The sequence below is a fragment of the Brucella pituitosa genome (genome assembly GCF_965577835.1).
GTDB lineage: Bacteria > Pseudomonadota > Alphaproteobacteria > Rhizobiales > Rhizobiaceae > Brucella > Brucella pituitosa.
Map to the genome: position 1 here is coordinate 528,584 of NZ_OZ264092.1, position 26,933 is coordinate 555,516.

Genomic DNA, 26,933 nt, shown 5'->3' on the forward strand with positions numbered 1-26,933 from the left:
CAATGCTGACAGCACCCGCTGACTGTCGATCATACAACATTGCAAAAAAGATCGCGCTGGTGCGCTCGACAGATCCTTGAATTGATTGAGTTAGCCGGGACGTCGCTTTAGGTTGGGCCTCGACGTCCCGGAGATTGCCGGTTCTGGTGGAACCCGGCAACACGCGACCACTAGCACCCGCTAGCGGAGGCTTTCTTTGATTTAAATCAATCAGATAATAAATAACTGGAATGTGCCGCTATTTTTTAGGCCGACACTTGCCCCAGCTCTTTTTCAGATAGTTCGACACGCTTTTGAGCTTCGGATCAGACAGAAAGCCTTGTCGGAAGAGAATACTGCCCTTGACCTCTGGTATCGCGCGGTTGAGATCGAGCTGACGCTTGATTTCATCCACGCCATTGCCCTCACCCCATTCAGGCTCAGACTTGGGCGAAGTACCGGCACGATAAAGCGCCATGCCGATGTAAAGATCGGTTTTTGTGCCTTTGACTGTATCAGCCCACCATCTGACGATTGGGCCATAAGGCACATCTTTGCGGCCTGACGACCAATAGACCTGCGGCGCTATATAATCGATCAGGCCATCTTTGACCCAGGCACGTGTATCGGCAAAGTCACCATCATAATTGGTTTTCCCAGCCCGTGTTGGCGAACCGAGCGGATCATCGACCTGATTGCGCCAGACACCACCGGGGCTGATGCCAAAACGGACATGCGGCTTGATCGCTTTGATCTTGTGCGAAATTTCCCGCACCAGCGTATAGGTGTTGTATCGCCGCCAGTCATATTTGCTGGAGAAACGTGTCCCAAAACGCTTGAACGTCTTGTCATCCTTGAGCGGAGATCCTTGCGTTTCGTAATAGAAATAGTCGTCGAACTGGATACCATCGACATCGTATTTCTGGACAACTTCAGCCGTGATGTTCGTCACCCACTGACGCACAGCCGGAATACCCGGATCAAGAACATAGCGATCCGCTGATGTGCCCACCCAGCCTGGATTGGTTTTATAAACGCTTGGCGGGGAATCGCTGGCCGAGTTTTTCAGTGCTTTTCGCGTCGCTGGCCGCACGTCCATCGAAACGCGATAAGGATTGAGCCATGCATGCAACTCGATCCCACGCTTATGCGCTTCAGCAATTGCAAAGCGAAGTGGATCGAAGCCCGGATCTTTTCCGAGCGTGCCCGTGAGATAAGATGACCAAGGAAGATATTCGGATTTGTAAAAAGCATCGGCGGCAGGAGAGACCTGAAAAATCACGGCATTGATGCCATGCTCTGACGCCTCATCGAACATCCGCACCAGCTCTTTTTTCTGACGCTTTACCCGTTCGGAATCGTCTTCAATCTGTGTTGAAGCTCTGGATGGCCAATCCAGATTAAGAACAGTCGCAACCCAGCTTGCATGAAACGTATCGCAATCAAGTGGCATGGATTACTGAATTCCCGTCCTATACGTATAGTGAGGCCATATCCGGTTTGACATGATCAATTCACTACCTATTTTAAATTTGCATAAAGTCAAAGCGAGGGCACGATGTATAAGAATATCCTGATCACCACTGATGGTTCGGAATTTGCGGAACGCGGGCTTATTCACGGTTTTGATACAGCCAAAGTCATGGGCAGCAAGGTAACCGTGCTTACGGTAACAGCCCCCTATTCAATTTCCGGCCTTCCCGGTGGCTTTACGGATAGCCCCGAATTTATCGAACGATATGAAGAAGAATGGAATGATTACGCAGATAAGGCGCTCGCACGTGCTCGCGAGCTGGCGGTTGAAGCAGGGGTTGAAATCCATACTTTGCACGTCGTTGCTCATCATCCCGCAACATCCATCATTGAAACGGCCAAAGAGCTGCGTAACGATCTGATCGTCATGGCTTCACACGGCCGTCGCGGACTGAAGGGCATGTTGCTTGGCAGCCAGACTTATGAGGTCGTGACGCACAGTACGGTTCCGGTTCTGGTAGTTCGCTAAAACTCAGCCTGTCTGGTGACCAGTGGCACTTTCGATATCCACGCGGAAAAAGACGGGCTCCAGCTTGCGTTGCTCGCCGCCGCTGGTGATCGTTTTGGTATAGGCGGGCTCCCACCATGTCGGCTCGTTGGCCATCATATTGACGATGGCCGCCTTCTCTTCTTCGCGGATGATTTCCCTGTAATGCCCATTCACCACCACACTGCGCCACTGGGTGCGCGAAACAATATGATCGAAGAGAATGCAGACGGCTGCATTCTTCCGCATTGCCTCAGTCTTCTGACCGTCAGTCGTAAATGAATAAAGCGAACCGCCACTGAACCGAAACCCGAGTGGCACTACGTAGGGCCGATTATCGAGAATATAACCCAGTCGCCCGATCTGGGTGTGCTGGATCATATCGCGGATATCAAGTTCCGACATTTCTTTGATTATCATGGCAAGCGTCCCTCGTTCGGCTAATCCGTCGATAGATTACTATAGGGTAGCGATTACGCTTTGACTGCAATCAAAGCCAGAAACTCAGACGAATAAGCGTCCTTCGGCGATCTTCACTGCCGTGCCGCCAATACGTGCACCTGTCAGTACCCCTTTGGAAACATCAAGCTCAAGGCGGATGCTGGATGGTCGCCCCATCTCCATGCCCTGCTCGATCCACCACTGCGAACTGCCGTCAACGGGCTTGTCCTTGGCCAAAATCATCCCGGCAAAAGCAGCAGCTGCAGAGCCTGTCGCCGGATCTTCATAAACATTCGCGCCCGTCACGAACATGCGCGCATGATAATTGCTATCGAACAAAATTGTCTCGCGACAATAAACATAAATCGGCAGCGGGCGCTCCGCGACATGTGGCAGGCTCTCGCTGACATAAACAGGATCGATCGAAACTTTTGCCGCAGCGATCAGATTATGCACTGGAACCAGAAGATAAGGCGTGCCAGCGCTCCAAATGGCAGGCACATGGTTCTCGAAACCTATTTCATGCGTACCCAGTCCGATTGCAGCCGCTGCTTCCTCCTTCTCAATCTTGATGTCGAGCTTTTCGGGCAGGCGTGGCAGATCAAACTCGGCAAAGGCGCTGTTCTCGCCCAGAATAACGCCGCAGCGAACCACACCGACCTTTTCTTCCAGTGTTACCAGCCGATCAGACTCATCGCCCGTCCTGCGATGTCGCGCCAATGATACGGCAGCACCCACTGTTGGATGTCCAGCAAAGGGAAGTTCATAATCCGGCGTGAAAATGCGCACAGCAGCTTCGTGAACCGGATTTTCGGGTGGAAAGATGAAGACCGTTTCAGACAAATTGAATTCACGCGCAATGGCTTGCATGCGCGCGTCCGTCAGCCCCTCACTGTCGTGAACAACAGCCAATGGATTTCCGGCCAGAGCCTTATCGGCGAAAACGTCGAAAATCTCGTAATATCGGCCGGCACTGGCAGCTTCGGTCATCTTTCAAATCTCCCTCACATCAGTCGATGATAGTTCGCGAGCATAGTCAATTTCGCAGCGCTGTCATCTGTCAGAACCAACCTCATTGTTGATTATCAAAATGCCAGTCAGCAAATGCACGAACATAGGACGGCGTCGCCTCACCCATGGCGCCTGCCCGCCTCACCGGAATGATCTCAGAAAGCTCTGGTTCGGCCTGCTTTGCAATATTATCTTCGATACGCCTGAGCAATTCGGTCGTCGACATATCAAAATGGTAACGCCGGAAAAGCGCAATGCTACCATCCGCCGTCACGAGATGGGTTTTCGCTTCGGCCCTTGCTATGCCAAGCTCAATCCCGGTCTCTTCAAAGACCTCGCGCGCCATGTTCGCTTCATAATCGGCGCGCGCCCCGACAATATCGTGGTCATCGATAGAACCGGCGGGAAAGTAAATGCGACCTGCCACTGCATTATGCGAACTCATGCGCGCGGCAATCAGATGCCCCTCGGCAGAGACCATGATGCCGACGCCAAAAATATGCCAGGGCTTTTCGGCTGCTCTATCATCGCGCCAATACATCAGCGTTGCAAAGCTGGTACGCCTGAAACTCGCTTCAAAAACATGACCATCAAGATGTGCTTCCGGTGCCAGATAAATCTCACCATCGAAAAGCGTTGGATTAGCCGCAACTGCTTTTTCCCAGTTTGCGGCGATAAAAGACTTGTTGTCTTCAGTATAAGAAAGAGGATCAGGCAGAACCCTGACATCGACACGATCGATTTCATAGACCGTGTTTTCTTTCACGTGCTGCATCAGCGGCCTCGTTTTCAAACGATGTTCAACGTCACGGACACAGGACAATGATCACTGGCCTTGGGCCGGTCCCATCCGGTGCGTGGGTAACGCTCGACATCCTGTTCCGGTGGAAAAATGGTGCGCCATGGCTGTCCACGCCGAATGATCTGCGGAATGGCACTCTCGTTCTTGTTCGCGAATGACGGCGAGGCCAGAATATAGTCCAGCTGACAAAGGTGCCGCTCCTGCGGCCCGCGTGTGTGGTAGAGCGTCCAACGATCCATGACCGGGCGGCGTTCAACCAGATTGACAGCAAAGCCATCATCGAGCAGCGTATCGAGCGCGCTTACTTCCTCAGAGAATGGTGAAAACTGATACCCATTCCACTCATCGCCATCGATGATGATCCGTTCGCGGTAATCGTTGAAATCACCACAAATAAGCCAGCGCTTGTCAGCAGTATGCCCTGCCCCGAACTTGTCTTCGATAATCTGCCGAATCGCTCGCGTCTCGGCCTGCCGCACAGGCAATGATGCCGTGCGTCCATCAAAACCGTTGCGCGCACCACCCATCGATTTGAGATGGACTACAAACAATGACAAAGGTTTGCCGCCAATCCGCATATCGAGATTGAGACAATCGCGCTTGAAGATACGATCATGCGGTTCGAGCCCCAGTTCAGCCAGCACCGGCTGATAAAGTCCAAGATCGTTATACGTCAGGTGCGCGTGGCTCGTGACCTCTCTGATCTCGATGGGCTGACCATCACGCGTGGTGTCGCGCGCCATAACGGCCACATCGATACCCCGGCTATCATTGCCGTCGATCAGATATTTGTTGCGATAGCCCTGACCAATCATCTTGAACAGATAGCCATATTCAAAGGCATTCAGTGCGGCGAGATTATCGACTTCCTGCAGACAGAGAATATCTGCCCGGGTTTCAGCGATAGCCAGTGCTGTCATCTGGCGCGTATCATCCGCATGAGCGACGGCACGTGCCTGCTCCAGCAAACGATATTGCGTTTCATCGCCAATTTCGAACAATTTGAGCGAACGATCCTGATGCAATTCATTGCGAAAGCCGGAATAATCAAACCGGCGCATCAGATTTTCGACATTAAATGTAGCTATCGTAAACATGCCTGCGCAATCTCGCGACTTGCGTTATGATTGGCAAGAACTTCTTTTCCAAATCTGGCGATCTTGATGATTTTCTGCCGAACAATCCCCATATGAAAAGAAGCAATAAGGATGGAACATAATGATGGGTAAGATTTGGCGTTTGACGCTCTGTTCGGGTCTGTTTGCAGCAAGCTTCGTTGGCAGCGCTGCGGCTGTTGACTTGAACACGCCTTACGTACCATCTTTGCGCCCAGGCACTCCCCCTATCGCTGGCGGGATGCCGCGGACTTATCTGCCGCAAGCAGGATCGAGTAAGTGTTATGGTGTAGGCTGCCGTGACAGCGGCAACTACATCTCGCGCGAAGGTATCCCGATCTACAAAAATGGCGATCCGCTTCAGGTGCGGCCATCCAATCGCAAGCCGGTCACTACCTTTGGTCCAAGCAGCAACCATATTCAGTGGTGCTCGAACCGCTATCGCAGCTATCGTACTTCGGACAACACATACCAGCCGCTTGCAGGGCCGCGTTCAGGCTGCAATTCACCATTCCAATAAAATAAAAAGCCGGGCATTGCCCGGCTTTTTTGTCTTTTAGAACACGCATCTTATCCGAAAACCGCTTCACGCTTTTCGGGATGCGCTCTATGCAGCTTCCGATTTGGAATGGGTACGGATCAGGCGGCCGAGGCGCATAATGCCTTCTTCGATCATCTCGTCATTTGCACAGGAATAACTCAGGCGCAGCGTGTTTGCGCCCGTACCATCAGCAAAGAATGCCTTGCCCGGAACAAAAGCCACTTTCTCGCTTTCAATCGATGCTGCGAGCAATGCTGCGCCATCCATGCCCTTCGGCAATGTGACCCAGATAAACATGCCGCCTTCTGGCTTGGTCCAATCCGTGCCTTCCGGCATATGCTTGGCCAAAGCTTCCAGCATTTTGTCACGGCGATGTTTGTAAACACCATGAAGCTTCGCAACCTGCTTGTCGAAGCCACGCGATGCCACGTGGTAGATGGCAATCTGGTTAATCGTCGACGAATGCAGATCAGCTGCCTGCTTCATCAGGACCAGCTTGCGGATCACCGACTGCGAGGCAACCACGTAGCCAACGCGCAGACCCGGCGCCAGCGTCTTGGAGAATGAACCGCAATAGACGGTGCGGGTCTTTTCGATATCGCCACCATTGCGTGCGATGTCGAGCGACAGGATAGGCGCAATAGCTTCGCCATTGTAACGCAGATACTGATAGGCAGCATCTTCGATAATTGGAATATCAAGCTCATCAGCATCGGCCATAAGCTTCTTACGGCCTGCAAGATCAACCGTCTCACCGGTTGGATTACTGAAATCTGCCGAAAGATACGCAAACTTAACCTGACCGCCAGCATCTTTTGCATGCTGCTTATAGGAATCCGGCGTGCGGTTTCCGTTGAGCGAAAGAATGTCATAGGTCGGCTCATAGGCATTGAATGCCTGCAGAGCGCCAAGATAGGTCGGGGCTGTCACCAATGCCGTGTCATTTGGCGAGATGAACAGCTTGCCCAGATAATCGAGCGCCTGCTGTGAGCCAGATGTGATAAAGACATTGTCCTCGGTGCAGGGAATGCCAATCTTGGCAAGCTCGCTCACCAGCCATGTGCGCAGTGGCTTATAGCCTTCCGACACAGAATATTGCAGAGCTGCATTGGCTTCAGGTCCGCCAAAGATGGCCTTATAGGCAGTCTGGAATTCGTCATGCGGAAACAACGCAGGATCGGGAATGCCGCCAGCAAAGGAAATAATATCCGGGCGTTCCAGCAATTTCAGAAGTTCTCGGATTTCCGAAGCGCGCATACGCTTCGAGCGCGTTGCAAATACAGTTTCCCAGTCCAGCACCGGAAATCTCCTCAATTCGTTTGAAGGCGAAGCCTCCTCAAACTTCACCGGATAAAGGTAAAGCGATAGCGCAAATTTCAGCCTACGAGAACACCTCTTTCCATGCTTACATGGAATAAAGATATTCAGAATTGTTTTGGCTTAACTGCGCACAAAACATAAATCCTATGGGCATTTGACGATCTTTTCGTGCGCAAGGACGCGCTCAACTCAAGTTACGTCACTGCCATGTATTAAAGGGGCGCAAGAAACGCCCCTCTTTTTGTCTAATCGTAGAGCACTACAAAATCTGGTGAAATTCTGGTTCTGGCCGACGCATCGGCACAAAAATCGAAATCGATTTTTGGATAGCTCGATGCGCCTGTCTTAAAATTAGAGCGACCTTTGTGCGCCCAAACGGGCGCACGGCGCTCTATACGAAAATGGTGTTTTGTGAGAACCGGAGCGGAGCGTACATTGGGTACGTGAGCCTAGGTAAGTGAAACAAAATGCCATTTGCAGACGACCAGAACCTGAATATCGCAGATTTTTAGTTGCGTGCCTTGTCTACGAGCTTGTTGGCTGCGATCCAAGGCATCATGCCGCGGAGCTTTTCGCCAACTTCTTCGATCTGGTGGCTGTCGTTGTTGCGACGGATACCCTTGAAGCGAGCAGCACCTGCACGATATTCCTGCATCCAATCGGAAGTGAACTTGCCGGTCTGAATGTCCTTCAGAACGCGCTTCATTTCTTCCTTGGTTTCTGCAGTGATGATGCGCGGACCAGTGACGTATTCGCCCCACTCAGCAGTGTTGGAGATCGAGTAGTTCATGTTCGCAATGCCGCCTTCATAGATCAGGTCTACGATGAGCTTCATTTCGTGCAGGCACTCGAAGTAAGCCATTTCTGGTGCGTAACCAGCTTCGACCAGAACTTCAAAACCTGTGCGAATGAGTTCAACAACGCCACCGCAAAGAACAGCCTGCTCACCGAACAGATCAGTTTCGCACTCTTCCTTGAAGGTGGTTTCAATAACGCCCGAACGACCGCCACCAACGCCCGAAGCGTAAGACAGAGCGAGATCATGTGCGTTGCCCGAAGCATCCTGATGGATCGCGATAAGGCAAGGAACGCCGCCACCCTTCTGGTATTCGCCGCGAACTGTATGGCCTGGGCCCTTTGGTGCGATCATGACAACGTCAACGGACTTCTTTGGCTCGATGAGGCCGAAGTGAACATTGAGGCCGTGTGCGAATGCAATCGCTGCGCCGTCACGGATGTTATCCTGGATGTGATCCTTGTAGATGTCAGCCTGAAGTTCATCAGGGGTTGCCATCATAAGGAGATCGCCCCACTTGGCGGCATCAGCAACATTCATGACTTCAAAGCCGTCAGCTTCGGCCTTCTTGACCGTCGCCGAACCTTCACGAAGAGCGATGCGCACGTTGGCAGCGCCGGAATCCTTGAGGTTCAGCGCATGGGCGCGACCCTGGCTGCCGTAGCCGACGATAACGACCTTCTTTGCCTTGATCAGGTTAACGTCTGCATCGCGATCGTAATATACGCGCATTTCCATATTCCCTTCATTCAGATTGTTTTTTCAGATTGCTCTGCGGCCTTCTCGCGTTGGCCTTTGGTTATGCCCCGTAAAGAGCGAAAAACTGCTTTGTGGCACGCCGGGCGTCCCGGATAACCACTTCGTCAGTCAGTTCCAGCCGGTCGCCAAGCAACAACCGGATCTGCATGTCCCGGACGACGAGCCCGAAAAATGCACGAAATGCTTCGTCAATATCGTCAAAAGCCAGAAGCTTTGCTTCCTGTCCCATCTCGAGGATCGGCTTAAGACGCTTCGCCATCGCAACCGGACCATTGGCGAGAACGATGTCCCCCAAGGCCGACTTTCCCGATGCCGTGTGGCTAACAGCCAGACGGTTCAATGCGATCGATGTCGGACCCGACAGCACAAGCAGCCAGTCACGGGCAAAATGTTCAAGACTGGAGAACAGCGATTCCGCATCGAGCTTCTCACGCGCCACCGGCACGACACGAACTTTCGATGCCTGCCAGCGCACCATCGCGGTGAGCAGGCCGTCGCGGTCACCAAACCATTTATAGAGGCTTTCCTTGGAGCAATTGGCAGCACGTGCAATGCTCGCCGTTGTCAAAGCGCGGTCCCCACCTTCAACAAGAAGGCGCAACGCCTGCTCCAGAACATCGTTCTGACGCGGCGAAAAAGACGGCTGCTTCTGAGCCTGCAATTCGTCGCTTTTATCAGTCACGGATCAATCCCTCCAACTTGTACCGTACGGTACGGTTCCGTTATTAATCCTTGCTTGAGAGACCGTCAAGCAGGATTTTTCACTGCCATGGAAGATTTTAGAAATGTGATCCGGTTGTTGCGGCAAGCGCACTATCGGCGACAGGAAAGAAACCAACAAATTCAAAAAGAAAGGGCGCCTTCCAGAATCAGATTCTCAGAAGACGCCCTTTAAAATTTAACAAGAGTGCGGCTCGCGGCCTCAGAGATTGACCTGTGTTCCGATCTCAACCACACGACCAGTCGGTATCTGGAAATATTCCGTCGCATCCGATGCGGTACGCGCAAGCAGGATAAAGAGTTTATCCTGCCAGAGCGGCAGCCCCGAATGCGCCGATGCCTTCAACCAGCGGCGCGACAAGAAGAAAGACGTTGTCATGATGTCAAACTTCCAGCCGAGCTTGCGGCAAAGCCCGAGCGCGCGCGGGATGTTAGGCTGCTGCATATAACCAAACGTCAGCGTGACCTGCATGAAACGCTCGTTATATTGCGAAACACGCGCACGATCCGCACTCGAAACCCAAGGCTTCGAAGCCGTAACCACGGTCAGGATGACGTTGTTCTCGTGCAGAACCTTATAGTGCTTGAGACTATGCATAAGTGCTGTTGGCGCACTCTTTGGATCACCCGTCAGAAACACTGCCGTCCCCGGAACAATGGTCGGTGGACGCTTGGTCATCTGCTCAACAATGAGATCGAGCGGCACTTCTGCCTTGCGGGTTTTCTGGGAAAGGTGACGGGTGCCGCGCACCCAGGTCCACATGATGATGACCAGAATGGCTGCAAAAGTGATCGACGCCCAGCCGCCTTCATGCACCTTGATGATATTCGCGCTGAAGAACATGATGTCGATGACAAGAAAGCCAAGGATCAAAGGCAGTGCACGGCTGACACGCCAGTTCCAGATACGCGTCATGACAAAATAAAGAAGCCCTGTCGTAACCAGCATATTGCCTGTCACAGCGATACCGTATGCGGACGCCAGATTATTCGACTTCTCAAAGCCAAGCACCAGAATGATAACGGTCAGACCCAACAGAAGATTGACGCGCGGAATATAAATCTGCCCGTGCAGCTTTTCCGAAGTGTGCTGGATTTCAAGGCGTGGCAGAATATTGAGCTGCACGGCCTGACGCGCCACCGAAAATGCACCGCTGATAACCGCCTGACTGGCAATCACGGTTGCTGCTGTTGCCAGCAAAACCATAGGCCAGAGCGCAAATTCCGGCATCATCTCAAAGAATGGTAGTGCCGCAGCTTCGCCATGCGAAAGCACGAAGGCTGCCTGCCCAAAATAGTTGAGCAGCAGGCACGGGAATACAATCCATAACCATGCCCGCACAATGGGCGTACGCCCGAAATGGCCAAGGTCTGCATAGAGCGCTTCTGCACCAGTCATCGCAAGGAAGACCGCACCTACGGTGATGAACGCCACGCCAGGACTAACGACAAGAAACCTCAGTGCATAATAAGGATTAAGCGCTGCCATCACTGTCGGGTCATCAAAAATATGCCAAAGCCCCGATGCACCGAGCGCCAGAAACCAGACCGCCATGATCGGACCGAAAACAATGGCAACCTTACCTGTTCCATACTTTTGAATAGAGAACAGGACAACGAGAATGACCACCGTGATGGGCACCACAAACGGCGTCATATGGGGCGCAACAATCTGCACGCCTTCGACCGCTGACAGCACCGAAATTGCTGGCGTGATGACAGCATCGCCAAAAAACAGAGCCGCACCGCAAATACCGGCAGCCAGAATTATGTCGGGCCGCCCTTTTAAGGCAGCCCGAACCAATGCCATCAGAGAGAGAATGCCGCCTTCGCCGTTGTTATCGGCGCGCAGCACGAAGATCACATATTTGACCGTAACTACGAGCAAAAGCGCCCAGAAGATGAGCGAAACAACGCCTAGAATATCACTTCTGGAGAGAAAGCCATCGGAGGTCGCCGCATGCAGTGCCTCACGAAAAGCGTAGATCGGGCTTGTGCCGATATCGCCATAGACAACACCCAGCGCACCAAGAACCAGTGTCTTCATGCTGTCGTGGGAGTGGTCGTTTTCTTCCAAAACCACAGCGTTTTCAGGAGAAACACCAACGGGCAGCGTGTTCTGAGAACCCGCCAGTGCATCCCCTGCAGCTGACACGTTCTTATCTGGTTGCTCGCTGCTCATATGCAGACACCTCGCAAGGTCGTAAGTATCGGGATGGAATATAAGAGCGTGTGAGAATTAAACAGATCACCGACAGCCAAGAATACATGATAGCCGCAAAAACTTCCCACACCAATTGAGGATCAGCCCTATGTCTGACGTGTCAAAGTTAAACTCTTTATAGAAAAGTAATCTGCACCGGCACGCTGGCACGGAACACGCACTGCGGAAAACTTCATGTATGCTTCCCTCAAACGATCCAGCGCCCCCCAGCGCGGGAATATCAGGCGGGCGGTCTATATCTTGTCGCGCCCGCACACAAATGCAGATTTCGCAGGGCTCGACTTCTAGCCATGCGTTTACGCAGCACCTACCCGGCTAGTGGATTGAATTTGACGTTTGAACCCCGACCAACACAAATGCTGTTTCAAACGTCAAATTCGAAAAATCCACTAGATTCAAATTCTTGCTAGAGGTCTTTTGGATTCCGACATTTGTTTAACACCTGCATCAAGGGATGCAAATGTCGGAATCAGACCGCTAGTGCACCTATATAACGGCTAACCGTCACCGGCATACCGTACATCAGTGCATCTGCCGTGAGGCCATGACCGATAGAAACTTCACTGAGCTGCGGTACATGTTTGACCAGCGCTGGCAGATTTTCAACTGTCAGATCATGCCCTGCATTAATTGCAAGCCCAAGCGCCGAGGCAGCAGCAGCAGCCTTGCCAAGACGGTTCAACTCTCGTGTTGCGGCAGCCGGGTCGTCATAAGTCGCGCCATAGGGGCCGGTATAAAGCTCAATCCGGTCTGCACCGATAGCCTTCGCCTTATCATAGCCAAGCGGATCAGGATCAGCAAACAGCGAAACACGCATTCCGTTTGATTTCAAACGCTGGATGATTGGGGCAAGGAAATCAGACTTGGTTTCAAAATCCCAACCATGATCAGAAGTCGCCTGCATCGGATCATCAGGAACCAATGTTACTTGCTCCGGCTGATGCTTTTCCACGAGTTCAAGAAAGGCTTCCGTTGGAAAACCTTCGATATTAAACTCGGCCTGCGGATATTCATCATCGATCAAGGCACGAATATCGCCAAGGTCAGAGAACCGGATATGTCGCTGATCAGGGCGCGGATGCACGGTCAATCCCGCAGCGCCGGCTGCGAGGGCTGCGCGCCCAAGCCCGGTGACACTTGGCCAAGGGAGATCACGCCGGTTGCGCAACATGGCGATGGCGTTGAGATTGACGGACAGTTTTGCAGGCATAGAGCTTCGTCCCCTCAAATCAGGATATGGCTTTATATCGCCTGCTCATAAAAAATGTGAGTGTTTTCCGGTCGCACCCTGCGCGCAATCCCCAACAGCGTCATCGCTGTAAATTTCGTAAGCCTGCCGCAACTTTTGGGCATCCTAAAGCGTTTGAATACCGGAAACAAAGCATTTCCAACAAAAGTGCGTAGCGGTTTTGTGTCGGATAGTGCGTAAAAACAAATAGTTAGAGCGGGTCCAACTTTTCAATAGTAACCGCAACCGCTCTAAAACATGCGTCAGGTCAGACAAAACATTCAGGAAGTGGAGGTCAACGATGCGCAATGAAGACATTCCTGTCATTCGACGCATTCCCACCAATCGTGAAGATGCATTTGCTTTCGCAATCGAGGGGCATCTTAATGATGCAGCCCTTGAAAACCTCTATGGCCTGCTTGATGCGGCCTATGAAGGGTTTGAAGAAATCGACCTGCTCATTCGGCTAACCGGTTATGAAGGGGTTGATTGGGGTTCAGCATTCTCAGAAAGTATGCTGTCCATGCGCGCAAAATCGCTGAGACACCTGCGCCGTTACGCGATCGTCGGCGGACCTTTGTGGATACAAGCCAGCGTCACGCTCATGCAGCCATTTCTTTCAATCGAAATGCGGACATTTGAAACCGATGAAGAACAGGAAGCCTGGACGTGGCTCGATGCAGAACCCGCTGCACAATGATTACTTGACGATAGTCAGCTGCTCGGCCGCACGGGTGATGGCAGTGTAAAGCCAACGCTCGCGTGTATCCCGGAAGGCGTAGCTTTCATCGAAAAGCACGACATTGTCCCATTGCGAACCCTGCGCCTTATGCACAGTCAACGCATAACCATAATCGAAATCGTCAAAGCGCTTCTTGGTTTGCCAAGGAATTTCGGCATCCGGATCCTCAAACTGGGCCTTGAGCAGCTTGATCTTGGCGACGCCACGATCCTCATCTTCTGGCGAAACCAGAAGATTAATACCGGGCTTCACCGTTTCCTTGGACGAAGTCATCACCTTCCAGAGCGAACCATTCAACAATCCCTTGGCCGGATCATTGCGCAGACAAACCAGCTTGTCGCCAGCCTGCGGGTATTCGGCGGTAAAGCCTTTCAGTTCGCGCAGCCGCTGATTATAGCGCTTGCGGGTGCGATTGGTTCCCACAAGCACCTGATCGGCTGAAAGAACCAGATCCTGATTAACTTCTGACTTGGAAATGACCTTTGCCCGTCCCTCGTCACAATAATCGAGTTCCCTGCCCTCGCGCACATCGAGCGCCATGCGAATGATAGGATTGTCGCGTGCCTGACGGTGAATTTCGGTCAGCAGGAAATCAGGGTCGTGCTCGGTAAAGAACCCGCCGCCGGAAATCGGAGGCAACTGTCCCGGATCTCCCAGCACCAGAATAGGCGTACCAAAGGTCATCAGATCGCGACCGAGTTGTTCATCAACCATCGAGCACTCATCCACAACGATAAGTGCGGCCTTGGCAACAGGGCTTTGGCGGTTCAGCGAAAAGGTCGGTGATATCGAGGTCTTGCCAGTGGTTTCATCTTCCACTGCTTCTTCACCACGCGGGCGATAAATCAGCGAATGCAGCGTGCGCGCATTATTCGCGCCCTTTGAACGGAGAACCTGCGCGGCTTTGCCGGTGAATGCCGCAAACTGCACATCGCCATCGACATGCTCGGCAAAATAACGTGCGAGCGTCGTCTTGCCCGTGCCTGCATAGCCAAACAGCCTGAAGATCGGGGAGCGCCCTTCCTTCAGCCATTTTCCGACGGCCTTCAAGGCCTGATCCTGCTCCGGTGAAAACTGCATCCGTTGTTCAGACAGGATTCGTCGCGCAAGAGCAAGCGGGAAGGAGAACAAACCAGCATCAAAACTTTGACATTGCCCGGCTTCACGTAAATCTGTAATATATAAACATGCCCTAATACATAATAACTTTACTCTAAATCGCCAAGTAATAGTAGGGTGAAAGAATAAGTTTGAATCAATTTTCACTAGAATTTAATTATTCGAGGCAAATAATATTTACCTAAAGGAGTATAGCCATGATGCTTGTTGTTTTTGCAGCTTTGGCACTTTCATTGATTTTCGCGTGGTTTGGACGTCAGTCCATCGCAATCTTTCTTGTTATCGTTTGCCTTGCATTGGGCGTTAAGCAATTTCTCTGGGAAATATACAGCCCTGAATACGGCTTTCGGATGCCGTGGCTCCAGACGCAAATCATTGATCTGCCTCAGCCGCACCAGTTCGCATATGACTTCACGCCCAACACACAAGTGCATGGAGAAGCGGCATGAGCACTTTCAATTCAGATCATGATGCTGCTGTCGCTAAACTGCCTGCAGCGCTTCTCTATATTTATCTTCTCGGGATGATGGCCGTCGTTGCAGCTATTCTGACTGCAGCAATGGTGCTTCAATATGCTAACGGCGAAATACCGTGCCCGCTATGCCTCCTGCAACGTGTTGCCATGTTTGGCGTCTGCTTTGGTATCATCCTGCAGTTCCGTCACGGCTTCTCGTATCGCAATACTGGCCTGAGCATGATTTTCTCGTTGTTCCTGCTGATTGTATCGGTACGGCAGACATTGCTCGACATCTATCCACGTCCCGGACATGAATATATCGGCAGCGCGGTCTTCGGACTTCATATGCCGGTTTGGTCGGTTCTTATTGCGGTGGCGCTTCTGATTGCTTTTGCTTTTCAGCTGATTGTCTGGGGCAGCAATGTCCAATGGCAGCAGAAGCCTTTGGCAGCATTTCCACTGCTTCGTACGCTTGCGACAGTTCTGAGCCTTTATGTGATCGCAATTGGAGTGATCAACTTCATCTCGGTCGGGGTTCAGTGCGGTGTGAATGAATGCCACACTTTTGGTTACGCACTTCTCAAATAGGAAAAAGACAGCGGCTCGGAATTATACGAGCCGCTGATCCTGCCTATTTGCTCACCAGCGCAGCAAATTTATCGAGATCGACGTTACCGCCGCTGACAATAACGCCAATTCGCTTATCCTTCAGCATTGGTGCCATTTGCAGCGCACCCGCAAAAGCAAGGCAGCCAGTCGGCTCAACAACCATTTTCATCCGGCTCGCGAAGAACTTCATTCCCTGTACCAGTTCATCGTCGCTGACGGCGAGGATGTCCCGGACTGTGTCGCGAATGACAGCAAAGGTCATATCGCCAAGTGCCTGTGTCTGAGCACCATCCGCCAATGTCTTTGGCACATCGATATGCACGATCTTGCCCGAACGGAACGATTGCTGACCATCATTACCTGCTTGCGGTTCGACGCCATAAACATCGCATGACGGTGAAAGCGCCTTGGCAGCCAAAGCAGACCCTGCAAGCAAACCTCCGCCGCCCAGACAAACAAACAGCGCATCCAGTTGCCCAACTTCTTCGATCAGTTCCTTTGTCGCCGTTCCCTGCCCGGCGATAATGTCGGGATGATTGAATGGCGGAATGAGCGTCAGGCCACCTTCGTCCGCAAGCTTCTTTGAGAGCGCATCGCGATCCTCGGTGTAGCGGTTATAAGTGACAACCTTTGCGCCATAGCCCCTCGTGGCCTCGAGTTTTGCCGCCGGAGCATCCTCTGGCATGATAATCGTCGCACCAATACCCAACAGTTTGGCAGCAAGCGCGATTGCCTGTGCGTGATTGCCGGAAGAAAACGCGAGAACACCGCGTTTCTTCTGCTCATCATTGAAGCGAGACAAAGCGTTGAACGCACCTCGAAATTTGAAAGCGCCTATGCGTTGAAAGTTCTCGCATTTGAAAAAGAACTGCGCACCAGTTTCACGGTCAATCGTTGAAGAGGTGAATACTGGCGTGTGATGCGCATGTCCCTCAATCAGTTGAGCCGCAGACACCACATCATCATAGGTAGGAAGCGCAGACATCTTTCATTCCTTCAACTCATTATTTCAACATCGGCCACAGGCTCAGAATGAGCAGCAAGGCCATGGTAAGATTGAACCATTTCAACCGGACAGGATCGGAAAGCCAGTTGCGCAGAAGGGTGCCGAAACCTGCCCAGACTGATACACTCGGCAGGTTTACAATCGCGAAGGCGACACTCACCAGGAGTACGGCCACATAGTAATTGTCATGGTTGGCATAGGTCGCGATGCCAGTGATCCCCATGACCCAGGCTTTCGGGTTTACCCACTGGAATGCAGCCGCCTGAAGAAATGTCATCGGCTTGCCGCTATCGCTGCCTTTAGACTCGCCAATCGAGCGCGACGTGGCAATTTTCCAGGCGAGATAAAGCATGTAGGCGCCACCGGCAAACTTGAGTGACGTATAGAATGACGGCACCGTTTCGATCAGCGCACCGAGACCGAACCCAACCGCCAGCAGCAGAATGAAAAAGCCCACGCCTATTCCCAGCATATGCGGAATTGTCCGCCGAAAACCGAAATTCACCCCTGATGTGAGTAGCATCAGATTGTTGGGACCGGGCGTGACTGAAGAGACAAATGCAAAGACGAGAAGCGCAAGGAATATTTCAAGAGACATTGGTTTGACCTGATTTATAGAGACAAATTAGCTCAATAAAAAACCGGCACAATCGAAACATTGTGCCGGTTTTAGCCGATATTGTCTCGATCTTGCTTGCTTTTTATAGCCCCTGAGGACCGCGGTTCATCGCCGCCACACCGGTCCGGCAAATCTCCACCAGACCGAGCGGCTTCATCAGCAAAATGAACTGGTCGATCTTGGCGGTCTTGCCCGTAATCTCGACAATGAAATGCTCTGTCGTTGCATCGACGATCTTTGCATTGAAAGCATCGGTCAAACGCAATGTTTCCGCACGCGCCTCACCCTTGCCAGCCACCTTGATCAGCGCAAGCTCACGTTCAATTGGACGCTCGTGGCCAAGTTCCACAGCGCGATGGGTCATATCAACCACGCGGTGCACCGGTACGATACGCTCAAGCTGATGACGTATCTGATCAAGCACATTTGGCGTGCCGCGCGTAACAATCGTAATCCGCGACAAGTGCTGCTCGTGCTCGGTTTCAGAAACCGTAAGGCTTTCAATATTGTAGCCACGACCTGAAAACAGGCCGATGACGCGGGCTAGGACGCCCGGCTCATTATCGACGAGAACCGAAAGCGTATGCGTTTCTGGTGTCTGGGTATCCGCTGCAATGAAATATGCCGAGCCGGATGCTAGATTTTGTGCGTTCATTTTCTTTTCTCCGGATCAGACTAGGGCGCGGCCCTTGGCATCAATGGCGTTGGCAACGGCTTCATCAGTCGCTTCATCAGGCAACAGCATTTCATTATGTGCCTTGCCGGATGGGATCATCGGGAAGCAGTTGGCGAGATTGGCAACGCGGCAATCGAAGATAACCGGCTTTTTGATCTCGATCATTTCCATGATCGCATCATCAAGCTGAGCTGGTTTATCGCAACGAATACCATGTGCACCATAAGCCTCTGCAAGCTTCACGAAGTCAGGCATTGCTTCGGTATAGGAATGCGACAGGCGATTGCCGTGCAACAACTGCTGCCATTGACGAACCATGCCCATATACTGGTTGTTCAGGATGAAGATCTTGATCGGCGCTTCATACTGGATTGCAGCCGACATTTCCTGAATGCACATCTGGATCGATGCATCACCGGCAATATCGATAACCAACGCGTCGGGATGCGCGATCTGCACACCAAGCGCTGCAGGCAGGCCATAACCCATGGTGCCCAGACCACCCGATGTCATCCAACGGTTCGGTTCATCGAAATCCATGAACTGAGCAGCCCACATCTGATGCTGACCGACTTCAGTAGTGATGTAGGTATTGCGGCCCTTGGTCAGTTCATTCAGGCGCTGCAACGCATATTGCGGCATGATGACATCTTTGTTCGGTGCATAAGCCAGCGAGTTTCGCGCGCGCCAGCGGTCGATCTGTTCCCACCAGGCACCGATTGCCTTCTTTTCCGGCTTCTTTTCAGAAGCGCGGAACTGACGAACTATGTCTTCCAGAACATTCGCGACATCACCAATGATCGGAACATCAACGCGAACGTTCTTGTTGATCGACGATGGGTCAATATCGATGTGGATTTTGCGCGAATGCGGAGCAAAGGCGTTAAGACGACCGGTAATACGGTCGTCGAAGCGTGCACCAACACACAGCATGACATCGCAATCATGCATGGTCATGTTGGCTTCGTATGTGCCATGCATGCCCAGCATACCGAGCCAGTTCTTGCCCGATGCCGGATAGGCACCCAACCCCATCAAGGTCGAGGTGATCGGGAAATTGCTGATTTCAACCAGTTCGCGCAGCAGCTTCGTTGCCGCAGGACCGGAGTTGATAACGCCGCCACCCGAATAAATAATGGGCTTCTTGGCAGTCAGCAGCATTTCAACCGCTTGTGCGATCGCCGACTTGTCGCCTTCAACTGTCGGGCGATAGCTGGTGCGCGGAGTTGTTTGCGGTGGCGTATAGATGCCGGTTGCAAACTGAATATCCTTAGGAATATCGACCAGAACCGGACCCGGACGACCCGTGGAAGCGATATGGAAAGCTTCATGAAGAACGCGCGAGAGGTCGTTAACGTCACGAACCAGCCAGTTATGCTTGGTGCAAGGACGGGTGATGCCAACGGTATCAGCTTCCTGAAAACCATCAGAACCGATGAGCGATGTTGGAACCTGACCGGAAATACAGACCAGCGGGATGGAATCCATCAACGCATCCTGCAACGGCGTCACAGCATTGGTGGCACCGGGACCGGATGTAACCAGCATGACGCCAACCTTGCCGGTTGAACGGGCGTAACCTTCAGCCGCGTGGCCTGCGCCCTGCTCGTGGCGAACCAGAATGTGCTGAACTTTGTCCTGCTGGAAGAGTTCGTCATAGATCGGCAGCACAGCGCCACCCGGATAACCAAAAAGATGTTCCACGCCATGATCGATCATAGCCTGAACCACCATTTCTGCACCGGTCATTTCGCGTTGCCCTGCGGAGATCGTCGCCGCCTCGCTTTTTGCTGCCGTCATCGTCGTCACTTCCCGTCTGCTTTACATATTCAATTTCGTTGGTGTTTAGATAACAAAAAAGGCCCCCGAGGGAGCCTGTCTTTCGCGCATGGGAGCTTTCGCCGGATGGTTACACCATCCTGCCCATGCGCGTTCGTACCACAAGAATAAGAGCTGTTCTGTTCATGGTCGGGAGACTAATCACCGAAAATCGCTCCGTCAACGCATAAAATCATCAGGCGCGATATTTTCTTCTGTCAAACACCCGCGTTCGATAAGATTATTGCCCTGACAAGGCCTCATGACCTGAGGAATAGACATTCCAGCTTTGATCCAGCTGATTACGGAACCATGTCGATTGGCGTTTGGCATATTGGCGGGTTGCAATTACAGACCGCTCGATAGCCTCTTCTCGCGTCATCTCGCTGGCAAAGAATGCAGCGATTTCCCGTACGCCGATTGCCTTCATCGCTGGCAGTGCCGGATCAAGATCAAGCCCCATCAATGCGCGTACTTCATCAAGCGCACCATGATCCCACATGAGATTGAAGCGCTGGTCAATCCGCTCGCCCAACCACTTGCGATCAGGTAACAGCACGATCTTGGTCGCGCTAGCATCATCTACCAGCGCCGTGCCCGTTGCCTTCTGCCAATGCAGCAGAGACTTGCCTGTCCCTTCAAACACTTCCAATGCGCGAACGATACGCTGGCTGTCGGTTGGACGAAGCGTTGCTGCAATCTCAGGATCACGCGCCATAAGCATTGCATGAAGAGCTTCCGCCCCCTCTTCGCCCATCCGATTGCGCCAATATTCACGTATATCGACAGGCACCTCCGGCATTTGCGACAGCCCGCCCAGCAGCGCCTTAAAATAAAGCCCCGTACCGCCGACAAAAATTGGTACCCGTCCCTCAAGGTTGGAACGCGAAAGCAAGACCTCCACATCGGCGAACCATTTGCCGGTCGAATAGGAAACAGAGGGGGGAACATGCCCATAAAGATAATGCTCAGCCTCGCGCAACTCATCAGGCTGCGGGCGTGCGCTCAACAGGTCGAGCACATCATAAACCTGCATAGAATCGGTGTTCACGATGAAGCCGCCAGTCTTCTTTGCCATATGAAGGGCAAGAGCTGACTTGCCGCTGGCCGTTGGGCCAGCTATCAGGATTGCATCCTTCACCGCATGCTCACTCATCGTAGGAAATGCTCCTCATGTCCCGATCCGTTTCCCTCATTGCTACACTGATTGCCAATCCGGCCAAAGCGCTGCTTGCTCCATCGCTGGGGATTAAAGCCTCGGCGGCAGTGAATGCAACCGGACTTTATTGGCTGGCTGACGGCATCGCCTGCGACATACCGCTTGCCTCTGGCATCTCCCACGAAGAAGCAGAAAACACTCTGCGCGCTTCTCTCGATGGTGCACCTGTCGATGTGGTGGTGCAGGAACAGGATAGCCGACGCAAGAAAATTCTGATTGCAGACATGGATTCCACCATGATCCAGCAGGAATGCATTGACGAACTGGCCGAAGAAGCTGGCCTTCGCGAACATGTTGCAGCCATTACAGCCCGCGCCATGAACGGCGAAATTGAATTCGAGCCAGCACTTCGAGAGCGTGTCGCTCTTCTTAAAGGTCTGCCGTTGTCAGTCATCGATAAGGTTATCTCCACGCGCATCTCGCTGATGCCGGGCGGCGTTGAACTTGTGCGTACCATGCGCAAACACGGCGCATATACCGCTTTGGTGTCCGGTGGCTTCACCTCGTTTACACGTCGCGTTGCAGAAATGATTGGCTTCAATGAAGACCGCGCCAACACGCTCCTTCACGATGGCGCACATTTAAGCGGCACCGTTTCAGACCCTATCCTTGGACGCGAAGCGAAGGTTGAAAAGCTCGTTGAAATCGCTGATCGTCTCGGCCTTACGCCGCAGGATGCGATTGCAGTGGGTGATGGTGCCAACGACCTTGGGATGATCCAGCTTGCAGGGACAGGCGTGGCCCTTCATGCAAAGCCCGCAGTCGCAGCCCAGGCCAAGGTCCGTATTGACCATGGCGACCTGACCGCCCTTCTCTATATTCAAGGCTATCGTAAATCGGATTTCGTTGAATGATCATTCTGGAAACGCCTCGCCTCATTATCCGCAACTGGGAAGATCGTGATCGTGAACTGCTTCACGTGATCAACTCCGATGATGAAGTGATGCGTTTCTTTCCGTTCCGCCGCAATCGTGCGGAATCGGATGCACTGTTTGAGCTTCTTCAAACCATGATCTCAGAAACCGGCTTCGGCTTTTATGCTCTCGAAGAAAAGCAAAGCGGACAATGCATCGGTTTTGCGGGGCTGGCGCGCACTGATCTGGAACCACATTTTCCAAACGGCACTGTCGAAATTGGCTGGCGACTCGCACGGCCATTCTGGGGCAAAGGCTATGTGACGGAAGCAGGCAAAGCGCTTCTCGCCTATGCCTTCGAAACATTGGAATTGCCTGAAGTCGTGTCCTTCGCAGTCTCCAACAACGACCGCTCGACATCTGTCATGCAGCGCATTGGCATGGTTCGCGATGCAGCAAGCGACTTCGATCATCCGCGCGTACCAGATGAGATGCCACATCTCAAACGCCATGTCGTCTATCGAACCATCAAGCCTGCGAAGAACTGAATCACATTCAGAGCCAATTCCTGCAAGTGATTCAGAACACAAACAAAAAAAGGCGTCGCACCACTCTGCGACGCCTTTTGCTTTTAACAAGGCAAAAGCCTAGAGCAGTTCCAGTTAAAACGGAGTCGCTGGAACCGCTCTAAGCGTTTGTTTCATCACATTATCCTACGCAAAACCGCTTCGCACTTTTGCCGGAAATGCTCAGTCGATACGGATTGTCACGAAACGCAGCTCGCCTGAGCGCGAAGCAAGCATCAGAAGTGCATTCTTGCGACCTTCGCGGCGCAAGGCATCGATCCGCTTCTTCACGTCAGCAGGCGTCTTCACAGTAACCTGACCGATATCGACAATGACGTCACCTGTTTCGACGCGCTTCTCAGCGGCAGCAGAACCCGGAGCAACGTAGAGCACGGCAACGCCTTGCACATCTTCGGCGATGCCAAATTCACCGCGAACATCATCACTGATCTCCGCAAGCTTCATGCCCATCACAGTTGTGCCGGCCTGCTCCTTCTGTTCTTTTTTCTGAGTATCAGGTTTTGACGCATCGGGTGCTTCTGCACCGTCTTCGCCCTCTTCCATGTCTGGTGGAGGAGCCTGATCTTCGGCCGCCGCTTCAGTGCTCTTATCGTCTTCAACCAGACGTCCGAGCTTGACCTTTATGGTTTTCTCTTCACCGTCACGAACGACGACAACATCGACCTCGTCACCGACTGCACTTTCAGCGACAAGACGTGGCAGATCCCGAGCACGTTCAACCGGCTTGCCATCGTAGCGGATCACCACGTCACCCGCCTTGATAGCCGTATTGTCGACGCCTGAATTTTCAATCAATCCAGCGATCAAAGCGCCTTTCGCGTCTTTCAGACCAAGGCTCTGCGCAATATCTTCGGTAACTGGCTGCAGACGTACACCGAGCCAGCCGCGGCGCACTTCACCAAATTCTTTCAGCTGATCGATGACACCGACGGCCATTTCAGCTGGAATTGCAAAGCCAATACCAATCGAACCACCCGACGGCGAATAGATTGCCGTATTGATGCCGATTACCTTGCCATCCATATCGAAAAGTGGACCGCCGGAATTACCCCGGTTGATCGCCGCATCGGTCTGGATGAAGTCGTCATAAGGCCCAGACTGAATATCGCGCTTGCGGGCCGAAATAATACCGGCTGTCACAGTGCCACCAAGACCGAAGGGGTTGCCGATCGCCAGAACCCAGTCACCAATGCGCGCCTTTTCGGAATTACCAAACTGCACTGCGGTGAGCTTATGTTTGGTCGGATCAACTTTCAGCACAGCTAGATCGGTTTTGGTATCCTTGCCGACAAGATCGGCCTTGAGCTTCGAGCCATCAACGAAATTCACTTCGATTTCATCGGCATCGGCAATGACGTGGTTGTTCGTTACGATATAGCCCTTTTCGGCATCGATTACAAAACCGGAACCCAGCGACTGCACTTTGCGCGAATCGTTGTTCTTACCGCCGTCCTTGTCATTGAAGAAGTCGTTGAAGAACTCCTGAAATGGAGAACCTTCCGGCACCTGCGGCATTGGTACGCCGCCATCGCCTTCGCCGTCTTCCTTGACTGTCTGCGATGTCGAAATATTTACGACTGCATCCAGAAGCCCCTCAGCAAGATCGGCCACCGAGCCCGGTCCTTGGCGTACCGGCGCAGTCTGTTGTGCCCCAGCTTGCTGAGCAATTGCAGGCGACATGCCAATCGCCACTGTCCCCGTAAAACTCATCGCTCCAAGAGCCACGGTTGCTAAAAGGGTGCGAGTAAATCCCGCCTTGGGTGCAATTGCCATGAAGCTCTGCTCCGTTTCTGTCTGCGGTGATAAATCGAAAGGATTAGATCGCTGCAAAATACGGCCTGTTTACGGCCCCGCATAGAGCGGTGAGCAGAAATATGATGGATGAAGTGGCTTATCCCCTGACAAGCCAGACAATGAAGACGCCGATTGCCAGCGCTGAAAGCCCTGCAATCCGAAGCATGCTTTCCGGCGTCTCGGATGCATCGCGGGCAAGCTTCCTGGCGAAAAAAGGAAAGCCGCCGTAGAGCAGCCCTTCAAAGACGAAGAGAAGTCCTACGGCGGCCAGAAAATCGCTCATTTGCGATAATCTCTCTTACTGCGACGGCGTTGCCAGTTTCCCGCCAGCATCACGGAAGAACTTGAAGAACTCCGAATCCGGTGAGAGAACAAGCGTCGTGTCTGGCGTCTGGAGAGCTTCACGATAGGCTGCCATCGAACGATAGAAGGCAAAGAAACCTGGATCTTTCGAGGCAGATTGAGCGAAGATATCACTCCGTTGTGCTTCACCTTCACCGCGAAGGATTTCAGATTCCTTGCGTGCCTCGGCAACCGTTTCGACAACCTGACGATCAGCAATAGCGCGGATACGCTGTGCTGCTTCACGACCACGGGCGCGCAGACGTTCTGCTTCTGCAAGACGTTCTGCCTTCATGCGGTCATAGGTCTGTTGCGAGACTTCAGCCGTCAGATCGGTACGGCGAATACGAACGTCTTCAATGGTCAGACCAAGTGAAGTCGCATCGGCGCGCATCTGGTTAGCGACTTCGCGCATCATGTCGCCACGCTCTTCGGAGAGTGCAGCTTCAAAGCCACGCTGGCCGTAAACACCACGCAATGCTGCATCGAGACGCGTACGCAGGCGCTGTTCGGCGAGCAGGGTGCTGCCCGAAACAGTTTCACGGAACTTGCGAGCATCGGTAATGCGATAAACGAGGAATGCATCCACGTCGTAGAACTTACCGCCCGAAACCTGAACGCGGATATCGTCGAGATCAAAGCGCAGAAGACGGTCATCAATCAGCTGCACAGTATCGGCATCAAGAAAGCCGAAAGGCAGCTTGAAATAGATACCCGGTTCGGTCTTTACAGCAACGATCTGACCGAAGCGCAGAACGATTGCCTGCTGGCGTTCGGTGACGATGAAGGTGGCCGAATATGCCAGGAAAAGGATGACGGCGATGATACCGCCAATAATCGGAAGCCTGTTCTGAGACATTACTGTGCACCTCCGCCGGTTGTGGTTGCGTTCGCGCCGGGACGCGGCTGCTGACGCATAAGTTCGTTCAGAGGCAGATAAGGCACGACTTCTTTTCCAGGCTCCACAATGACTTTCTTTGTGCTCTTCAGTACCTGTTCCATCGTTTCAAGGAAAAGACGGTTACGGGTAACTTCCGGCGACTTCAGATACTCACCAAGTACCGAGCTAAAACGCTGGGCTTCACCTTCAGCTTCCTGAACGACACGGTTTTTGTAAGCTGCTGCTTCTTCACGAAGCTGGGCTGCTTCACCGCGTGCCTGACCAAGACGCTGGTTGGAATACTGGTTGGATTCTTCTACGAAGCGATCTTCGTCCTGTTCAGCACGCTGTACTTCATCAAATGCATCAGCCACTTCACGAGGCGGTGCTGCATCTTCGATAGAAACGGCATTAACCTGAATACCGGTATTGTAGCGGTCAAGCGTCGCCTGAACGATGTCACGAACGCTCTGTGCAATCGCAGCACGGTTATCACGGAAAACATCCTGAGCCGGTCTGCGGCCGACGATCTCACGGATCGCACTTTCAGAAACCTGCTGGACCATCGAGTCCGGATTATCAACATTGAACAGATAAGCGCGCGGATCGGATACGCGGTAAAGTACCGAGAACTGAACATTGACGATATTCTGATCGCCTGTCAGCATCAGTCCTTGCGTGGCGCTACGCGAGCCCTGTCCACCGATATTGATCTGCTTTTCGACGATCTGTGCCTTTTCATAGGTTTCGATCGGCCAGAAATGGAAATGCAGGCCTGGCTCGGAAACTTCAGCCTTTGGCTTACCAAAGCGGAGTTCTACAGCAAGTTCATCAGGCTGGACGGTATAGATGGATTGGAATAGCCAGAAACCCAGCACCGCTGCGCCGATGAGGAAAAATACGCCGCGATTGCTGCCGCCTTTGCCACCGCCGCCACCTGGGAAAACCTTCTTCAGACGGTCCTGGCCCTTGCGAAGAATATCCTCGAGATCTGGCGGTGTGTTCTGTCCACCACCGCGCGGTCCTTTCGGTCCCTGCCCCCATGGGCCGCCATTGCCGCCGTTATTATTGTTATTATTATCGCCGCCGCCACCCCATGGGCCACCGCCGCCGTTCTGATTACTCCAGGGCATCCTCACCTCTCGTCCGGGAGACGGGAAAGCAAGCGCCACCTCCCGTCATCAACTAATGTTACCGTTTTATAGGCATCGCGAGGGCCGCTTTCAACGTGAGGCGGCAAATTTCCTGCGTTATA

At 52.7% G+C, this 26,933-nt stretch carries 27 protein-coding genes; 7 read left to right on the plus strand and 20 right to left on the minus strand.

Annotation, left to right across the window (positions count from 1 at the left end; translation table 11 throughout):
* Nucleotides 1-238: 238 nt before the first annotated feature.
* Nucleotides 239-1,432, minus strand: coding sequence for a glycoside hydrolase family 10 protein (locus ACSME1_RS02555; RefSeq protein WP_105705787.1), 1,194 nt, complete (start codon nucleotides 1,430-1,432; stop codon nucleotides 239-241).
* Nucleotides 1,433-1,537: 105 nt separating this feature from the next.
* On the opposite strand from ACSME1_RS02555, the gene ACSME1_RS02560 reads away from it, so the two are divergent.
* On the plus strand, nucleotides 1,538-1,981 hold the full coding sequence (locus ACSME1_RS02560; protein WP_105705785.1) for a universal stress protein: 444 nt from the start codon (nucleotides 1,538-1,540) through the stop codon (nucleotides 1,979-1,981).
* Between the two features lie 3 nt (nucleotides 1,982-1,984).
* Here the strand turns inward: ACSME1_RS02560 and ACSME1_RS02565 are convergent, their stop codons facing one another.
* The 4 genes from ACSME1_RS02565 to ACSME1_RS02580 all read right to left on the minus strand — a co-directional run bounded on the left by ACSME1_RS02565 (nucleotide 1,985) and on the right by ACSME1_RS02580 (nucleotide 5,350).
* Complete coding sequence (locus tag ACSME1_RS02565; protein WP_024897535.1) at nucleotides 1,985-2,419, minus strand: pyridoxamine 5'-phosphate oxidase family protein; 435 nt, start codon at nucleotides 2,417-2,419, stop codon at nucleotides 1,985-1,987.
* 84 nt (nucleotides 2,420-2,503) lie between these two features.
* The gene (locus ACSME1_RS02570; protein WP_024897536.1) at nucleotides 2,504-3,430 is read right to left on the minus strand and encodes a PhzF family phenazine biosynthesis protein; all 927 of its coding nucleotides are present in this window, start codon (nucleotides 3,428-3,430) and stop codon (nucleotides 2,504-2,506) included.
* Nucleotides 3,431-3,512: 82 nt separating this feature from the next.
* Nucleotides 3,513-4,226 carry an NUDIX hydrolase gene (locus tag ACSME1_RS02575; protein WP_105705783.1) on the minus strand — a complete coding sequence of 238 codons (714 nt, stop codon included), beginning with the start codon at nucleotides 4,224-4,226 and terminating at the stop codon, nucleotides 3,513-3,515.
* Nucleotides 4,227-4,240: 14 nt separating this feature from the next.
* On the minus strand, nucleotides 4,241-5,350 hold the full coding sequence (locus tag ACSME1_RS02580; protein ID WP_024897538.1) for an endonuclease/exonuclease/phosphatase family protein: 1,110 nt from the start codon (nucleotides 5,348-5,350) through the stop codon (nucleotides 4,241-4,243).
* Nucleotides 5,351-5,471: 121 nt separating this feature from the next.
* Here ACSME1_RS02580 and ACSME1_RS02585 point away from each other — a divergent pair, with 121 nt between their 5' ends.
* Nucleotides 5,472-5,888: a BA14K family protein gene (locus ACSME1_RS02585; protein ID WP_024897539.1), complete on the plus strand. Its 417-nt coding sequence runs from the start codon at nucleotides 5,472-5,474 to the stop codon at nucleotides 5,886-5,888.
* 87 nt (nucleotides 5,889-5,975) lie between these two features.
* Here the strand turns inward: ACSME1_RS02585 and ACSME1_RS02590 are convergent, their stop codons facing one another.
* The 5 genes from ACSME1_RS02590 to ACSME1_RS02610 all read right to left on the minus strand — a co-directional run bounded on the left by ACSME1_RS02590 (nucleotide 5,976) and on the right by ACSME1_RS02610 (nucleotide 12,938).
* On the minus strand, nucleotides 5,976-7,208 hold the full coding sequence (locus ACSME1_RS02590) for a PLP-dependent aminotransferase family protein (protein WP_105705781.1): 1,233 nt from the start codon (nucleotides 7,206-7,208) through the stop codon (nucleotides 5,976-5,978).
* A 529-nt stretch (nucleotides 7,209-7,737) separates the two neighbouring features.
* Nucleotides 7,738-8,757 (minus strand): ketol-acid reductoisomerase, encoded by a 1,020-nt coding sequence (gene ilvC / locus ACSME1_RS02595; protein WP_024897541.1) that lies wholly within the window; start codon nucleotides 8,755-8,757, stop codon nucleotides 7,738-7,740.
* A 67-nt stretch (nucleotides 8,758-8,824) separates the two neighbouring features.
* Entirely contained in the window at nucleotides 8,825-9,466 is a 642-nt protein-coding gene (locus ACSME1_RS02600; RefSeq protein WP_007875688.1) for a TetR/AcrR family transcriptional regulator, read from the minus strand.
* A gap of 240 nt (nucleotides 9,467-9,706) precedes the next feature.
* Complete coding sequence (locus ACSME1_RS02605; protein WP_024897542.1) at nucleotides 9,707-11,686, minus strand: potassium transporter Kup; 1,980 nt, start codon at nucleotides 11,684-11,686, stop codon at nucleotides 9,707-9,709.
* A 511-nt stretch (nucleotides 11,687-12,197) separates the two neighbouring features.
* Nucleotides 12,198-12,938, minus strand: a complete 741-nt coding sequence (locus ACSME1_RS02610) for a pyridoxine 5'-phosphate synthase (protein WP_105705779.1) — start codon at nucleotides 12,936-12,938, stop codon at nucleotides 12,198-12,200.
* 319 nt (nucleotides 12,939-13,257) lie between these two features.
* Between ACSME1_RS02610 and ACSME1_RS02615 the strand changes: the two genes are divergently transcribed.
* Nucleotides 13,258-13,656, plus strand: a complete 399-nt coding sequence (locus ACSME1_RS02615) for an STAS/SEC14 domain-containing protein (RefSeq protein WP_100558795.1) — start codon at nucleotides 13,258-13,260, stop codon at nucleotides 13,654-13,656.
* Here the strand turns inward: ACSME1_RS02615 and ACSME1_RS02620 are convergent, their stop codons facing one another.
* The gene (locus ACSME1_RS02620; RefSeq protein WP_094577604.1) at nucleotides 13,657-14,778 is read right to left on the minus strand and encodes an ATP-dependent DNA helicase; all 1,122 of its coding nucleotides are present in this window, start codon (nucleotides 14,776-14,778) and stop codon (nucleotides 13,657-13,659) included.
* Between the two features lie 236 nt (nucleotides 14,779-15,014).
* Here ACSME1_RS02620 and ACSME1_RS02625 point away from each other — a divergent pair, with 236 nt between their 5' ends.
* Nucleotides 15,015-15,266 carry a hypothetical protein gene (locus ACSME1_RS02625; RefSeq protein WP_024897546.1) on the plus strand — a complete coding sequence of 84 codons (252 nt, stop codon included), beginning with the start codon at nucleotides 15,015-15,017 and terminating at the stop codon, nucleotides 15,264-15,266.
* The gene (locus tag ACSME1_RS02630) at nucleotides 15,263-15,862 is read left to right on the plus strand and encodes a disulfide bond formation protein B (RefSeq protein ID WP_024897547.1); all 600 of its coding nucleotides are present in this window, start codon (nucleotides 15,263-15,265) and stop codon (nucleotides 15,860-15,862) included. Before ACSME1_RS02625 ends, ACSME1_RS02630 begins: the two co-directional genes overlap by 4 nt.
* A gap of 43 nt (nucleotides 15,863-15,905) precedes the next feature.
* Here ACSME1_RS02630 and ACSME1_RS02635 read toward each other — a convergent pair whose 3' ends face one another.
* The 5 genes from ACSME1_RS02635 to miaA form a co-directional block, all read right to left on the minus strand.
* Nucleotides 15,906-16,868, minus strand: coding sequence for a threo-3-hydroxy-L-aspartate ammonia-lyase (locus ACSME1_RS02635; RefSeq protein ID WP_105705777.1), 963 nt, complete (start codon nucleotides 16,866-16,868; stop codon nucleotides 15,906-15,908).
* 19 nt (nucleotides 16,869-16,887) lie between these two features.
* Nucleotides 16,888-17,487 (minus strand): LysE family translocator, encoded by a 600-nt coding sequence (locus ACSME1_RS02640; RefSeq protein WP_105705775.1) that lies wholly within the window; start codon nucleotides 17,485-17,487, stop codon nucleotides 16,888-16,890.
* Between the two features lie 103 nt (nucleotides 17,488-17,590).
* The gene (ilvN, locus tag ACSME1_RS02645; RefSeq protein ID WP_024897550.1) at nucleotides 17,591-18,163 is read right to left on the minus strand and encodes an acetolactate synthase small subunit; all 573 of its coding nucleotides are present in this window, start codon (nucleotides 18,161-18,163) and stop codon (nucleotides 17,591-17,593) included.
* Nucleotides 18,164-18,178: 15 nt separating this feature from the next.
* Entirely contained in the window at nucleotides 18,179-19,984 is a 1,806-nt protein-coding gene (locus tag ACSME1_RS02650; RefSeq protein ID WP_024897551.1) for an acetolactate synthase 3 large subunit, read from the minus strand.
* 259 nt (nucleotides 19,985-20,243) lie between these two features.
* Nucleotides 20,244-21,158: a tRNA (adenosine(37)-N6)-dimethylallyltransferase MiaA gene (gene miaA, locus ACSME1_RS02655; RefSeq protein ID WP_105705773.1), complete on the minus strand. Its 915-nt coding sequence runs from the start codon at nucleotides 21,156-21,158 to the stop codon at nucleotides 20,244-20,246.
* Between the two features lie 17 nt (nucleotides 21,159-21,175).
* Here miaA and serB point away from each other — a divergent pair, with 17 nt between their 5' ends.
* The gene (serB, locus tag ACSME1_RS02660) at nucleotides 21,176-22,075 is read left to right on the plus strand and encodes a phosphoserine phosphatase SerB (protein WP_100558791.1); all 900 of its coding nucleotides are present in this window, start codon (nucleotides 21,176-21,178) and stop codon (nucleotides 22,073-22,075) included.
* Complete coding sequence (locus tag ACSME1_RS02665) at nucleotides 22,072-22,623, plus strand: GNAT family N-acetyltransferase (protein ID WP_105705772.1); 552 nt, start codon at nucleotides 22,072-22,074, stop codon at nucleotides 22,621-22,623. The genes serB and ACSME1_RS02665 overlap by 4 nt, the downstream gene beginning before the upstream one ends.
* Nucleotides 22,624-22,824: 201 nt before the next feature.
* Here ACSME1_RS02665 and ACSME1_RS02670 read toward each other — a convergent pair whose 3' ends face one another.
* From ACSME1_RS02670 to hflK, 4 genes are all read right to left on the minus strand, one after another.
* Nucleotides 22,825-24,435, minus strand: coding sequence for a Do family serine endopeptidase (locus ACSME1_RS02670; protein ID WP_105705771.1), 1,611 nt, complete (start codon nucleotides 24,433-24,435; stop codon nucleotides 22,825-22,827).
* Nucleotides 24,436-24,553: 118 nt separating this feature from the next.
* Nucleotides 24,554-24,739: a DUF2065 domain-containing protein gene (locus ACSME1_RS02675; RefSeq protein WP_024897556.1), complete on the minus strand. Its 186-nt coding sequence runs from the start codon at nucleotides 24,737-24,739 to the stop codon at nucleotides 24,554-24,556.
* Between the two features lie 15 nt (nucleotides 24,740-24,754).
* On the minus strand, nucleotides 24,755-25,657 hold the full coding sequence (gene hflC, locus ACSME1_RS02680) for a protease modulator HflC (protein ID WP_024897557.1): 903 nt from the start codon (nucleotides 25,655-25,657) through the stop codon (nucleotides 24,755-24,757).
* Entirely contained in the window at nucleotides 25,657-26,811 is a 1,155-nt protein-coding gene (gene hflK, locus ACSME1_RS02685) for an FtsH protease activity modulator HflK (protein ID WP_105705770.1), read from the minus strand. Before hflK ends, hflC begins: the two co-directional genes overlap by 1 nt.
* Nucleotides 26,812-26,933 lie beyond the last annotated feature (122 nt).

Excerpts from the sequence above, each read along its gene's own strand:
- ACSME1_RS02555 (WP_105705787.1), bottom strand. The coding sequence starts at position 1,432 with ATGCCACTTGATTGCGATACGTTTCATGCAAGCTGGGTTGCGACTGTT.
- ACSME1_RS02560 (WP_105705785.1), top strand. The coding sequence starts at position 1,538 with ATGTATAAGAATATCCTGATCACCACTGATGGTTCGGAATTTGCGGAA.
- ACSME1_RS02565 (WP_024897535.1), bottom strand. The coding sequence starts at position 2,419 with ATGATAATCAAAGAAATGTCGGAACTTGATATCCGCGATATGATCCAG.
- ACSME1_RS02570 (WP_024897536.1), bottom strand. The coding sequence starts at position 3,430 with ATGACCGAAGCTGCCAGTGCCGGCCGATATTACGAGATTTTCGACGTT.
- ACSME1_RS02575 (WP_105705783.1), bottom strand. The coding sequence starts at position 4,226 with ATGCAGCACGTGAAAGAAAACACGGTCTATGAAATCGATCGTGTCGAT.
- ACSME1_RS02580 (WP_024897538.1), bottom strand. The coding sequence starts at position 5,350 with ATGTTTACGATAGCTACATTTAATGTCGAAAATCTGATGCGCCGGTTT.
- ACSME1_RS02585 (WP_024897539.1), top strand. The coding sequence starts at position 5,472 with ATGATGGGTAAGATTTGGCGTTTGACGCTCTGTTCGGGTCTGTTTGCA.
- ilvC (WP_024897541.1), bottom strand. The coding sequence starts at position 8,757 with ATGCGCGTATATTACGATCGCGATGCAGACGTTAACCTGATCAAGGCA.
- ACSME1_RS02605 (WP_024897542.1), bottom strand. The coding sequence starts at position 11,686 with ATGAGCAGCGAGCAACCAGATAAGAACGTGTCAGCTGCAGGGGATGCA.
- ACSME1_RS02610 (WP_105705779.1), bottom strand. The coding sequence starts at position 12,938 with ATGCCTGCAAAACTGTCCGTCAATCTCAACGCCATCGCCATGTTGCGC.
- ACSME1_RS02615 (WP_100558795.1), top strand. The coding sequence starts at position 13,258 with ATGCGCAATGAAGACATTCCTGTCATTCGACGCATTCCCACCAATCGT.
- ACSME1_RS02620 (WP_094577604.1), bottom strand. The coding sequence starts at position 14,778 with ATGCAGTTTTCACCGGAGCAGGATCAGGCCTTGAAGGCCGTCGGAAAA.
- ACSME1_RS02625 (WP_024897546.1), top strand. The coding sequence starts at position 15,015 with ATGATGCTTGTTGTTTTTGCAGCTTTGGCACTTTCATTGATTTTCGCG.
- ACSME1_RS02630 (WP_024897547.1), top strand. The coding sequence starts at position 15,263 with ATGAGCACTTTCAATTCAGATCATGATGCTGCTGTCGCTAAACTGCCT.
- ACSME1_RS02635 (WP_105705777.1), bottom strand. The coding sequence starts at position 16,868 with ATGTCTGCGCTTCCTACCTATGATGATGTGGTGTCTGCGGCTCAACTG.
- ACSME1_RS02640 (WP_105705775.1), bottom strand. The coding sequence starts at position 17,487 with ATGTCTCTTGAAATATTCCTTGCGCTTCTCGTCTTTGCATTTGTCTCT.
- ilvN (WP_024897550.1), bottom strand. The coding sequence starts at position 18,163 with ATGAACGCACAAAATCTAGCATCCGGCTCGGCATATTTCATTGCAGCG.
- ACSME1_RS02650 (WP_024897551.1), bottom strand. The coding sequence starts at position 19,984 with ATGACGGCAGCAAAAAGCGAGGCGGCGACGATCTCCGCAGGGCAACGC.
- miaA (WP_105705773.1), bottom strand. The coding sequence starts at position 21,158 with ATGAGTGAGCATGCGGTGAAGGATGCAATCCTGATAGCTGGCCCAACG.
- serB (WP_100558791.1), top strand. The coding sequence starts at position 21,176 with ATGTCCCGATCCGTTTCCCTCATTGCTACACTGATTGCCAATCCGGCC.
- ACSME1_RS02665 (WP_105705772.1), top strand. The coding sequence starts at position 22,072 with ATGATCATTCTGGAAACGCCTCGCCTCATTATCCGCAACTGGGAAGAT.
- ACSME1_RS02670 (WP_105705771.1), bottom strand. The coding sequence starts at position 24,435 with ATGGCAATTGCACCCAAGGCGGGATTTACTCGCACCCTTTTAGCAACC.
- ACSME1_RS02675 (WP_024897556.1), bottom strand. The coding sequence starts at position 24,739 with ATGAGCGATTTTCTGGCCGCCGTAGGACTTCTCTTCGTCTTTGAAGGG.
- hflC (WP_024897557.1), bottom strand. The coding sequence starts at position 25,657 with ATGTCTCAGAACAGGCTTCCGATTATTGGCGGTATCATCGCCGTCATC.
- hflK (WP_105705770.1), bottom strand. The coding sequence starts at position 26,811 with ATGCCCTGGAGTAATCAGAACGGCGGCGGTGGCCCATGGGGTGGCGGC.